Source organism: Pseudomonas sp. AAC (genome assembly GCF_000725445.1).
In the GTDB taxonomy this organism is placed as follows: domain Bacteria; phylum Pseudomonadota; class Gammaproteobacteria; order Pseudomonadales; family Pseudomonadaceae; genus Pseudomonas; species Pseudomonas citronellolis.
In genome coordinates, this window is sequence record NZ_KL647100.1 from 31724 (window position 1) to 43379 (window position 11656).

Annotated in this window: 9 protein-coding genes and 2 pseudogenes; 8 read left to right on the forward strand and 3 right to left on the reverse strand. The window is 69.7% G+C overall.

The genetic code is table 11. The features are described from left to right. The first annotated feature begins 7 nt into the window (after positions 1 to 7). The 6 genes and pseudogenes from FG99_RS23715 (at position 8) to FG99_RS23735 (ending at position 4100) form a co-directional block, all read left to right on the forward strand. Entirely contained in the window at positions 8 to 580 is a 573-nt protein-coding gene (locus FG99_RS23715; protein ID WP_043272596.1) for a cupin domain-containing protein, read from the forward strand. Then, positions 577 to 1569 (forward strand): fumarylacetoacetate hydrolase family protein, encoded by a 993-nt coding sequence (locus tag FG99_RS23720; protein ID WP_043272597.1) that lies wholly within the window; start codon positions 577 to 579, stop codon positions 1567 to 1569. Before FG99_RS23715 ends, FG99_RS23720 begins: the two co-directional genes overlap by 4 nt. Then, positions 1560 to 2543 (forward strand): NAD-dependent epimerase/dehydratase family protein, encoded by a 984-nt coding sequence (locus FG99_RS23725; RefSeq protein ID WP_043272598.1) that lies wholly within the window; start codon positions 1560 to 1562, stop codon positions 2541 to 2543. Before FG99_RS23720 ends, FG99_RS23725 begins: the two co-directional genes overlap by 10 nt. Continuing rightward, complete coding sequence (locus tag FG99_RS23730) at positions 2540 to 3325, forward strand: cyclase family protein (protein ID WP_043272599.1); 786 nt, start codon at positions 2540 to 2542, stop codon at positions 3323 to 3325. Before FG99_RS23725 ends, FG99_RS23730 begins: the two co-directional genes overlap by 4 nt. Positions 3326 to 3328: 3 nt before the next feature. Beyond that, positions 3329 to 3478: pseudogene (locus FG99_RS31570) on the forward strand (NrsF family protein); the annotation flags it as partial. Positions 3479 to 3860: 382 nt separating this feature from the next. Further along, a complete protein-coding gene (locus FG99_RS23735; RefSeq protein WP_009620201.1) occupies positions 3861 to 4100 on the forward strand; it encodes a hypothetical protein in 240 nt (79 codons plus the stop codon). A 22-nt stretch (positions 4101 to 4122) separates the two neighbouring features. Here FG99_RS23735 and FG99_RS23740 read toward each other — a convergent pair whose 3' ends face one another. Further along, positions 4123 to 5694: a GGDEF domain-containing protein gene (locus FG99_RS23740; protein ID WP_043272600.1), complete on the reverse strand. Its 1572-nt coding sequence runs from the start codon at positions 5692 to 5694 to the stop codon at positions 4123 to 4125. A gap of 388 nt (positions 5695 to 6082) precedes the next feature. Between FG99_RS23740 and epsC the strand changes: the two genes are divergently transcribed. Beyond that, positions 6083 to 7033, forward strand: a complete 951-nt coding sequence (epsC, locus tag FG99_RS23745) for a serine O-acetyltransferase EpsC (protein WP_009620203.1) — start codon at positions 6083 to 6085, stop codon at positions 7031 to 7033. A 604-nt stretch (positions 7034 to 7637) separates the two neighbouring features. Here epsC and FG99_RS23750 read toward each other — a convergent pair. Beyond that, positions 7638 to 8984, reverse strand: a complete 1347-nt coding sequence (locus tag FG99_RS23750; protein WP_043272601.1) for a chloride channel protein — start codon at positions 8982 to 8984, stop codon at positions 7638 to 7640. A gap of 673 nt (positions 8985 to 9657) precedes the next feature. Between FG99_RS23750 and FG99_RS23755 the strand changes: the two are divergent. Further along, positions 9658 to 9999 (forward strand): annotated as a pseudogene (locus FG99_RS23755) (choline transporter); the annotation flags it as partial. Positions 10000 to 10039: 40 nt separating this feature from the next. Here the strand turns inward: FG99_RS23755 and norR are convergent. Beyond that, a complete protein-coding gene (gene norR / locus FG99_RS23760) occupies positions 10040 to 11605 on the reverse strand; it encodes a nitric oxide reductase transcriptional regulator NorR (protein WP_051879173.1) in 1566 nt (521 codons plus the stop codon). Between the last annotated feature and the right edge of the window lie 51 nt (positions 11606 to 11656).

Below are 11656 nucleotides of genomic sequence, written 5' to 3' on the forward strand. Positions count from 1 at the left end.
AGTCAGCATGCAACAGCTTCCCGAATTCAAGCGCGTAGTCACCGGGCACGACGCCCAGGGCCAAGCAGTGGTCGCCAGCAGCGGTCCGACGCCCAACGTCTTCCCGCTCAAAGCGGTGCCCGGCACCGTGTTCTACGAGGTGTGGAACAGCGCCGCCAGCCCGGCGCCGCTGGACAATGGCGACGACCCGACCAACCAGCCGCTGCAACTGAGCCCCGGCCCGCTGGGCAGCGTGATCCGCGTGGTGGACATCCCGCCGGACAGCCTGCAGAACCAGGTCAGCGCGGAGGACGCCGCGGCCGCCTTCGCCGAGATCGGCCAGGCCCATGCCGGCACCGGCAAGGCCGATTCGAAGCACAAGCTGATGCACCGCACCGAAACCCTGGACTACGGCATCGTCACCGAAGGCGAGCTGTGGCTGGTGCTCGATGAGGGCGAGGTGCACCTCAAGCGCGGCGACATCGTGGTCCAGCGCGGCACCAATCACGCCTGGAGCAACCGCACCGAGCAGATGGCGCGGATGGTCTTCATCCTCCTCGACGGCCGCTACGCCGAGGCGCTGAAGGAGCTGCTGCCATGAAGCTCGCCAGCCTTGACGACGGCAGCCGCGATGGCCGCCTGCTGGTGGTCTCCCGCGACCTGCAGCGGGCTGTGGAGGCCGGCGCCATCGCCGCCACGCTGCAGGCGGCGCTGGACGATTGGCCCGCCGTCGAACCCGCCCTGCAACGCCTTTACCAGCGCCTGAACGCCGACGAGGCGGATGGCGCCTTCGCCCTCGACCCGGCGCAGCTGGCCGCGCCGCTGCCGCGCGCCTGGCAGTGGCTGGACGGCTCCTGCTTCCTCAGTCATGGCGAACTGATGCAGAAGGCCTTCGACCTGGAGCCCATCGACGGCATCGACAGCATCCCGCTGATCTACCAGGGCGCCGGCGACGACTTCCTCGGCCCGCGGGCGGACATCCCGCTGCCCAGCGAGGCCCACGGCATCGACTTCGAGGGCGAGTTCGCCGTGCTGGTGGACGAAGTGCCCATGGGCTGCCCGGCCGAGCACGCCCTGGCCCACGTGCGCCTGGTGCTGCAGCTCAACGACGTCAGCCTGCGCGCCCTGGCGCCGCGGGAGATGAAGACCGGCTTCGGCTTCCTCCAGGCCAAGCCCGCCAGCAGCTTCGCCCCGGTGGCGGTGACCCCGGACGAGCTCGGCGAGGCCTGGCGCGACGGCCGCGTGCACCTGCCGCTCAAGGTCGAGTGGAACGGCGAATGGTTCGGCCACCCCCACGGCGGCGCCATGCACTTCGGCTTCCACCAGTTGATCGCCCATGCGGCCCTGACGCGCAGGCTGAGCGCCGGCACCCTGATCGGCTCGGGCACCGTGTCCAACGCCGACCGCGCGGTGGGCTCGGCCTGCATTGCCGAGCGCCGCGCCATCGAGACCCTCGCCCAGGGCGCGCCGCGCACCGGCTTCATGCGCTTCGGCGACCGCGTGCGCATGGAGGCCCGCGGCGCGGACGGCGGAGCGCTGTTCGGCGCCATCGACCAGCGCGTGGTGCAAGGGGGCTGGCCATGCGCGTGATGGTCAGCGGGGCCAACGGCTTCGTCGGCCGCGAGCTGGTCCGCCGCCTGCTGGAACGCGGCGAGCTGCGCGGGCGGCGGATAGACGCGTTGCTGCTGCTCGACCAGCAACTGGACGGCCTGCCGGACGACCGCCGCCTGCGCCGCCACTTCGGCAGCGTCACCGACCCGGCGCTGCTGCGCCGGGTGCTGGCCGACGGCATCGACGTGGTGTTCCACCTGGTCAGCGTGCCCGGCGGCGCTGCCGAGGCGCAGTACGAGCTGGGCTACCAGGTCAACCTGCAGGCCAGCCTGGAACTGCTGCAGCAACTGCGCCACCGCGAACGCCCGCCGGTGCTGGTGTATGCCAGCAGCGTGGCGGTGTACGGCGGCGAGCTGCCGGCGCGCATGGACGAGGCGCAGCCGGCGCACCCGCAATTGTCCTACGCCGCGCACAAGCTGATGGTGGAAACCGCCCTGGAGGACCTGGCCCGCCGCGGCGAGGTGGACGGCCGCGCCCTGCGCCTGCCCGGCATAGTCGCCCGGCCGCGGCAGCCCAATGGCCTGCGCTCGGCCTTCATGAGCGACCTGCTGCACGCCTACGCCGCCGGCGAGCCCTACACCTGCCCGGTGTCGCCCCAGGCCAGTGCCTGGTGGATGTCGGCGCGCTGCTGCGTGGACAACCTACTGCACGCCGCCGAGCTGCAGAATCCCGGCGCGCGGCGCGTGTGGCAACTGCCGGTGCTGCAACTGTCCATCGCCCAGGTGCTCGACGCCCTGGCCGCCAGCTTCGGCGAGGCCAACCGCGCGTGCATCGCCTTCGAACCCGACGCGCAGCTGGAAGCGCTGTTCGGCCGCTTCCCGCCGCTGCGCACGCCGCAGGCCCGCGCCCTGGGCTTCCGCCACGACGGCTCGGCCGCCGCGCTGCTGCGTAACGCCCTCGACCTTATGCCGCGCCGCAGCCGCGCCGCCGCCCGCAAAGGAGTTTCCGCATGAACCTGAGCAAGCGCCGCCTGCTCGACCTCTCGGTGAGCCTGGACAACAACCCCTATACCGACCCGCCGCCGTTGCTGCCGAAGATCGACTACATGGACCACCAGCAGGGCTGGCCGGAAATGGCCGCGATGTTCCCCGGCCTGCGCAAGGAAGACTTGCCGGGCAACGAGGCCTGGGCCGCCGAGCGCCTGCAGATCACCACCCACAGCGGCACCCACATGGATGCGCCCTGGCACTATGCCTCGACCACCGACGGCGGCAAGCCGGCCTTCGGCATCGACGAGCTGTCGCTGGAGTGGTGCCTGCAACCGGGGGTGAAGCTGGACTTCCGCCACCTGCCCGACGGCCACGTGGTGACGGCGGCCGAAGTGGAGATGGAACTGGCGCGCATCGGCCACGAATTGCAACCGCTGGACATCGTGCTGGTGAACACCCGCGCCGGCAGCCTGTTCGGCCAGCCGGGCTACCTCGAAGCCGGCGTCGGCATGGGCCGCGAGGCCACGCTCTACCTACTGCAGCGCGGCGTGCGGGTGGTGGGCACCGACGCCTGGAGCTGGGACGCGCCCTTCAAGTACACCCGCGAGCGCTTTGCCGAAAGCGGTGACGCCGCGCTCATCTGGGAAGGCCACAAGGCCGGCCGCGACATCGGCTACGGGCAGATGGAGAAGCTGGCCAACCTCGACCAGCTGCCGGCCGACGGCTTCCTGGTCAGCTGCTTCCCCTACAAGATCCGCCACGCCTCGGCGGGGTTCGTCCGCGCCGTGGCGATCTTCGAGGGCTGAGGCGGCACCGCCGGCGGCCTGCTGGCCGGCGCCACCGCCACTCTGGCCGGCCCGGAAATGGGTGTGCCCTTCTGGAGCATCTGGTACCTGCCGGGTATGCTCCTGCCGACGCTGCTGGGCGCCATGCTGGGGCCGCGTTTGTTGCGTTGGTGAGGGTGCCCGGGGTCGGCAAAAGCGTTCGATCCTGGCGGCCGGGGCGTGACCCCAGCCCTCTCCCAGAGGGAGAGGGGGCCGTTCGGAGTGGGCGGTGAGTTCGGCGTCATCCTGAAACGCCTAACCCCACCTCATCATGCCCGTCGAATCGCGGACGGAGTCCGCTCCTATGCTTACAGGAGAGCCCGGGCGTAGGGAGCGGACTCAACGCCCCCGCCCTACGTTCCTGCGTTCGCGGGCATAACGGGGCTGGGACCAGAGCCTGAAGCCAAATTCCAACCAAACAAAAACCTACCCACACACTGCCGACTGTCGGCTCGTCCGCTGGCCAGGCCAAATCGGAGCTATTCCTGCACTGCTCCAGCCGACAATGGAGGAGGAAATGGAACGACTAAGGAAGGTGTTGCTGGCTTCTGCCATCAACGAGACGTCTGCCGTCCAGGTCTTGCGCCAGGCCGCGGCGGAGGCCGTCTCGCCCGTTACCGCCGCGGCCCTGCTCACCGCTGCGAAACGCCTTGAGGAGAATGCCGATGCGCTGCTTCATGCCGCGCATCGGATCGAACTCACATTGCACCCCGACACCCGGGAGGAGGGCGTGGCCGGGCTCGCGCCACTGGACTGAGCCTGCCTTGCCGGCGCGCTCGTCAGGCTGCGGTCGTCGAGGTCCCCTTGCCGTGGACCATTACCCGGTTCCTGCCGGCCTGCTTGGCCTGGTAGAGCAGCTCATCCGCCTCCTTGAGCGTGGCGGCGACGTCGGACCGGTCCGCCGTCCAGCAGGCCACCCCTAGCGACAGGGTGACCTGTCCGGCCGGGGGCATGACGGCCTCGGCCAGCGAGCGCCGGATCCGTTCCGCAACTTCCGCGGCGTCGGCGAGGCCGGTCAGCGGCAGCAGCAGGATGAACTCCTCGCCACCCACCCGGCAGGGCACGTCGCCGTCGCGGCAGTTCTGCCGCAGCAGGTCGGCGAAGGCCTGCAGCACCTTGTCGCCGACGTCGTGGCCGAAGGCATCGTTGACCCGCTTGAAATGGTCGATGTCCATGCTGATCACCGCGAAAGGCTTCTCCAGCAGCGCCCAGTCGCGCAGGCAGTCCTCCAGCATCCGCCGGTTCGCCAGGCCGGTCAGCGGGTCGCTGAGCACCTGGTGGTTGAGCTTGCCGATGCGCTCCTGGGTCAGCAGCGCGCCCTGGATCAGCGCGCGGCGGATGCGCCAGGCCTCGTAGTACCAGGCGCTCACCTGGCCGATGCCGCGGGAGTCGTCCAGTTGCTCGGCGTAGTCGGCGAGCCTGCTCAGGGGCTGGCTGATCCGCGAGGCGGCCCACCAGAGCAGGACCAGCCCCAGCAGGATCATCGGCACTATGCCCTGCACCACCTGGAGCATCAGCGCCCGCAGGGCGGCGAGGGGCGCGCTCATCGGTTGCTGGACGACCACCCCCCAGCCGCTGTTGGGCACCGGGGCATAGCCCGCCAGCATCTGCACCCCGTCGGCATCGGTGACCTGCATCGCGCCGCTCTCGCCGCGCAGCACGGCGTCCACCGCCGCGTTGCGGCCCACGGCCTTGCCGATGTGGTCGGCATCGGGATGGAACAGCAGGTGGCGGTTGCCGTCCACCAGGTACAGGTGCGAGGCGTCGGTCTGGAAGTGCTTGCTGACGATCTCGTTGAGCGCGTTGTTCTTGCGCAGGTAGATGGTCCCGCCGACCAGCCCCAGGTACTCGCCTTGCGGGCTGCGGATGGGGTGGGAGACGAAGACGATCAGGTTGCCCACCAGCGAATTGAAGGCCGGGCTGATCATCGCCTGGCGCCGCTCCAGCGGCTCCCGCGAGCGCAGGTTCTGGCCGGCCACGCTGAGCGCCGGCGGGTGCGAGGCGAGAATCCGGCCCTGGGCATCGGCGATCACCAGGGTGTTGAAGCTCTGGTCCTGCTCCGCCAGGCGCCGGGCCTCGGCCTGCATCGTCGCCCGGGAGGCGAAGTCCTTGCCCATCACCTGGGCGCTGTAGCGCAGCCGGCCGAGGTCGGCGTCGAGGCTCTGGCCGAGGGTCAGGGCGACTTTCGCCGCATAGGCGCGGTTGGTCTCCAGCGAATTGCGCACCAGCGTCTCGCGCTGGATCCGGTAGGTGGCATAGAGGTCGTTCAACAGCGTGGCGAGGATGGCCAGCGAGGTGAACAGCAGGATCAGCGTGCGCAGGTTGAGCTTGGGGATGGCCCCGGATGGCATGGACGTATTCCAGTGGCGCGTGGTAGATGGCGGCCGGAAACGGCGGGGCCGCCGGGTTCTGGCAAGGCAGCGGCCCGTCAGCGGCCGGTCCTCCGGTGCTGCGTCCGTCTATCCTGCCAAGGTTCATGTTAGGTGAGAAATTGGTGGCATATAGCCATTATTTGACCAATGGCGTGCGACGGCTTGTCCGTTCGCGGTTTGCTCTGGCCCGCCGGTTGGCGAACCGGGCCTTCGTCGGGCCGGGACACTCGGTCGCCAGGCATGAGCTTAGAACCGCCAGCGATTTGTCGACGGGCCCGGGAAACCCCAGGATAGGCCGGTAATGGTGACGAAGGCTGCCCAGCCGGCCTACGCTTGAAAAGAACCACGGCATTGGAAGTATCGATACATGCACGAGATCGGCAAGCAGAACGAGAACGGCCCGGCAGGCTGGCAACTGGAGCGCATCGTCGAGGAACTGCGCGCGGCGCGCAGCGAATGGCGCAGCCGCAGCGGCCGGCCGCGGGAGCAGGGCGGGCGCGAGCTGCCTTCGCGGCGTTCCATCGAGGAGATCGTCGAGCGCCTGGCCAGCGCGCTCTTCCCCATGCGTCTGGGGCCCAACGACCTGCGCGACGAGAGCGAGGACTTCTTCGTCGGGCGCACCCTGGACAGCGCCCTCAATGCGCTGCTGATCCAGGCGCGCCTGGAGCTGCGCTACAGCGCGCGCCAGCGCGGCGAAGCGGAGGACGGCATCGAGGAGCGGGCGCTGGGGATCGTCCGTGACTTCGCCCTGGCCCTGCCGCTACTGCGCCAACTGCTGGACTCCGATGTGCTGGCCGCCTACCAGGGCGACCCGGCGGCGCGCAGCGTCGACGAGGTGCTGCTGTGCTATCCGGGGGTGCTGGCCATCATCCACCACCGCATGGCGCACCACCTGTACCGCGCCGGCCTGCCGCTGGTGGCGCGGATCATCTCCGAACTGGCGCACTCGGCCACCGGCATCGACATCCACCCCGGCGCGCAGATCGGCGGCAGCTTCTTCATCGACCACGGCACCGGCGTAGTGATCGGCGAGACGGCGATCATCGGCGAGCAGGTGCGCATCTACCAGGCGGTCACCCTGGGCGCCAAGCGCTTCACCGCCGACGAGACCGGCCAACTGCACAAGGGCCAGCCGCGCCACCCCATCGTCGAGGACGAAGTGGTGATCTACGCCGGCGCCACCATCCTGGGGCGCGTCACCATCGGCAAGGGCTCCACCATCGGCGGCAACGTCTGGCTGACGCGCAGCGTGCCGCCGGGCAGCCAGATCAGCCAGGCCAGCCTGCAGCAGCAGGCCAACGACGCGGGCCTGGACTAGGCGTAGGGCGGATAATCGCGGACGGAGTCCGCTCCTACGACCCTGCTTCCTGGAACCGTAGCGGACTCCGTCCGCGATCGGTCCGATCCGTTGCACCGAACTATGCAACTGCACGGCCCTCGTAGGATGGGTTGAGCTTGCGAAACCCATGCGGTTGCGGTGATGGGTATCGCTTCGCTCAACGCCATCCTACGAAAAGCCGTGCTTCCTGGAACCGTAGGAGCAACTGTCCTGTGCCGAGGTGCTCTTCGTAGGATGGGTTGAGCTTGCGAAACCCATGCGGTTGCGGTGATGGGTATCGCTTCGCTCAACGCCATCCTACGAAAAGCCGTGCTTCCTGGAATCGTAGGAGCAACTGTCTTGTGCCGAGGTGCTCTTCGTAGGATGGGTTGAGCTTGCGAAACCCATGCGGTCGTGGCGATGGGTATCGCTTCGCTCAACGCCATCCTACGAAAAGCCGTGCTTCCTGGAGCCGTAGGAGCAACTGTCTTGTGCCGAGGTGCTCTTCGTAGGATGGGTTGAGCTTGCGAAACCCATGCGGTTGCGCTGATGGGTATCGCTTCGCTCAACGCCATCCTACGAAAAGCGTCTTGGCGCGGCCTCGTCAGCGAGGCCCCTGCGCCGGCGCCAGCTTGTCCAGCACCTGCCGGGCCAGGGCGTGGTACAGCGAGACCGGGGCGATCCAGCCGGAAATGCTGGCGGCCATAACCGTGGCGGCCAGCATGGGGATGACCAGGTCGGGGCTGTGGGAGAGTTCCAGGACGATCACCGAGGCGGTCAGCGGCGAGCGGGTCACGCCGGCGAGGTAGGCGCCCATGCCCAGCAGCGCGCAGGTCTGCGGGTTGACGTCCGGCAGCAGCGCCAGCAGCGGGGCGAAGGCAGCGCCTATGCTCAGCGAGGGCGAGAACAGGCCGCCGGGGATGCCGGAGAGGTAGGACACCACGTTGGCCAGGAACTTCCATAGCACGAAGCCCTGGTCGGTCATCGGGTGGCCTTCGAGCAGGGCGCGGGTTTCCTCGTAGCCGGTGCCGAACACGTGGTTGCCCGAGGCCAGCCCCAGCAGCGCCAGCAGCAGGCCGCAGGCGGCGGCGAAGCGTACCGGCCAGCGCTCGCGCAGGCGGCACATGCGGCCCAGCCAGCCGGCCTGGGTGGGCAGCACCAGCTTGACGTAGAGCCCGCCCAGCAGGCCGCCGAGCAGGGCGCAGGCCGGCACTTCGCTCCAGCCCCAGCCGGCCGGCAGGCTGCCGCCGATTTCGCCGAAATAGGAGTAATGGCCCATCAGGCCGAGGGTGACGGCGCCGCCGATCAGCACCGCGGTCAGCACCAGGCCGCTGAAGCGCTGCTCGAAGGTGCGGCTGAGTTCCTCGATGGCGAACACGATGCCCGCCAGCGGGGTGTTGAAGGCCGCGGCGATGCCGGCCGCGCCGCCGGCGAGGATCAGCCCGGCGACGGTGCGCCGGCCATGCAGGCCCAGGCGCCGGCCGAAGGCGTAGATGACCGCGGCGCCGACGTGCACGGTGGGCCCTTCGCGGCCCACCGAGCCACCCACCAGCAGCGCGCCCAGGGTGAAGAGCATGCGCACGGCGGCCACCGGCAGCGCCAGTACCCGGGCGCGGAAGCGCCGCGAGGGCGACTCCAGCGCGGCGATCACCTGGGGAATGCCGCTGCCCTTGGCCTCGCCGAACCAGCGCTGGGTGATCCAGGTCAGCAGGGCGAAACCCGCCGGGGTGAGCAGCAGCGGCAGCCAGGGCGCGATGCCGAGCATGCGCTTGAACAGCGCGAAGGACTGGTCCGCCAGCCAGGCGAAGGCCAGCGCCACCAGACCCACCAGCAGCGCACCGACCCAGAACGCCAGGCGCTGTCGCCATTCCAGCCAGCGTGGCCGTCGGAAGCGCCGGAGGCGGGCGGTGGGGGCGGGTTCTGCGTTGGCAGGACTGGGCTGTTCGGACATCGACGGGGCCTGGATCGCGGGGCAAGGGCGGATTATGGCCGTCTTGCCATCGCCTTGCACTTCGCGTTCAGGTGTCTCCACGTTCTCCCGTGTAGGCGCTTGCCCTGCATGCGAGTCGTGGACGGAGACGCGATGTTATCCCGTAGGAACAACTGCCTTGCCCACTGCGCCGGGGTGCTCGCTCCTACGAAAAGCCGTGCTCGCCTGCCGCGCAGGAGCGGACTTTGTCCGCGATTGTGCCGGCAAGGTAGGCGATGGGGTTTGCAAATGTTCTGCCGGGACACATAGGTAACGCCTGGGGCGTTATGCGCCCTACGGTTGGGCTGGCGAGCGGGCATAAGAATGCCCTCGTCCTTCCTGAACGACAGGCCCCCGCCAGGGCCTGGCCCAGGAGCCTGGCCGGGCCCGGCGGGGAGCGCTCGCCCGCAACGTGGCGGGCCAGTAGGTCATTGCATCGGAACACGAGAGCCGCCCGCCCGGAACCGGATGGGCGACACCCCAGGTATAGCCGATGGCTGTGGCCGCTTCGCTGGCGAAGTGTGGCGCGGTCGAGGGTTTCGAGAGTTCGCTGCGCCGGGCCGACGACACGCGGCCAGTCGGCGGCGGCCATCGACACGATGTTGGCGTCGCCGTGCAGGCGCCGGTGCTCCGGGGGCGTCATGTCGAACCAGCGCTGGTGCGCCCGGCCTGCGAGCAGGTGGCCGACGAACTGCGCAAGCAGGGCTACGAGGTGGCGGTGGAAGAGCGCGACGACGGCCGCGTGAGCCTGGCGCTGGACCATGCCGGCGAAGGCCGCTTCCTCTACGAGGTGCGCCCGCGGGCCTTCGCCTCGCCCAGCTTCGTGGTGCAGGACAGCGACGAGGGCAACGACGCCCGCAAGTACTTCCGCGCCGAGGTACACCTGCGCGAGGGCGGACAGGACTACGACATCATGGGCTGGAGCCGCGAGGACGTGATCGGCGACATCCTCGACCAGTACGAGCGCCACCTGCACTACCTGCACATGGTGCGCTGAAGCCTCCGGCGCGAGCAGCCCGCGGGGCGCTTCGCCGCGCTCAGCGCAGGTCCAGGCGGCGCGCCAGCTTGCGCAGGTTGCTCGGGTCCATCTTCAGCGCGCGGGCCGCCGCCGCCCACTTGCCGCCATGGCGCTGCAGCGCGCGTTGCAGCAGGCGGCGCTGGTAGTCGTCGACCACCTCCTGCAGGGAACGGGCGTCCTCGGTCGAGGGGGCGGGTATTTCGACGGCATCCTCGGCCGCCGGCAGCTCCAGGCCGAGCCCTGCCGCGTCGATGCTCAGCAGTTCGCGCCGCGAGGCCGCCTGGCTCAGGGTCTTGAGCGCCGCGCGGCTGATGAGATGTTCCAGCTCGCGCACGTTCCCCGGCCAGGCGTAGTCCAGCAGGGCCTGCTCGGCATCCGGCGTCAGGCGCAGGCAGCGCAGGCCCAGGCGGGTGCGGTTGAGTTCGAGGAAGTGCCCGGCCAGGACCAGCACGTCCTGGCCGCGCTCGCGCAACGGCGGGATGTGCACCGGGTACACCGACAGCCGGTGATAGAGGTCGGCGCGGAAGCGCCCGCCGCGCACCTCGTCGGCCAGGTGGCGGTTGGTGGCGGCGATGATGCGCACGTCGACGTGCTTGGGCCGGTCGGCCCCCAGGCGCTGGATCTCGCCGCCCTGCAGGGCGCGCAGCAGCTTGGCCTGGATCGACAGCGGCAGCTCGCCGATCTCGTCGAGGAACAGCGTGCCGCCGTTGGCCGCCTCGAAGCGGCCCTGGCGGTCCTGGGCGGCGCCGGAGAAGGCGCCGCGCACGTGGCCGAACAGCTCGCTTTCGGCGAGGGTTTCCGGCAGCGCCGCGCAGTTCACGTAGACCAGCGGCTTGCGCGAACGCGGCGAGCTGGCGTGCAGGGCGCGGGCGAACAGCTCCTTGCCGACGCCGGTCTCGCCCTGCAGCAGCACCGGCAACTCGGAGTCGGCGACTATCTTCAGCTCGTCCAGCAACTGGTGCAGCACCGGGCTCTCGCCGAGGATGCCGGCGCCGGGTTCCAGGGCCGGCTCGGCCAGAACGCTGCGGGTCAGGCGCAGGCGGCGCACCTCGCTTTCCAGGCGGCCGACGCGCACGGCGGCCTCGATCAGCGGCGCGTAGTGCTCCAGGCGCCGGACCAGCGCCGGCGAGAAGCTGCCGGGGCGCAGGGCGTCCAGGGTCAGCGCGCCCCAGGCGCGGCCTTCCAGGTAGAGGCTCATGCCCATGCAGTCGTGTACCGGCAGGGGCTTGTCGGGGCTGTCCTGGAGCAGGCCGTCGTAGGGATCGGGCAGCTCGCTGTCGGCGCTGAACTGCAGCGGCTCGCGCTGCGCGAGGATGTGCGCCAGGCGCGGGTGGCTGGCCACGGCGAAACGCCGGCCGAGCACTTCGCGGTCCAGGCCCACGGCGGCCTGGGGCTGGAGGCTGTCGCCATCGAGCTGCAGCAGCACCACGGCGCTGCAGGCGAACTCGTCGCGCAAAGCCAGCACCAGCCGCTGCAGGCGCTCGGCGGTGGGCAGGTCGTCGGCCAGGTCCGCCAGGAGCCTGTCCAACAATGAGGTATTTTTTACCTTTACGAGGTCATTTGAACCCGTTCCGGGTGCGGTCATTTCGACTCGTGTGTTTCGCAAGTTATTGATCCTGGGAGGTTTATGGGATGG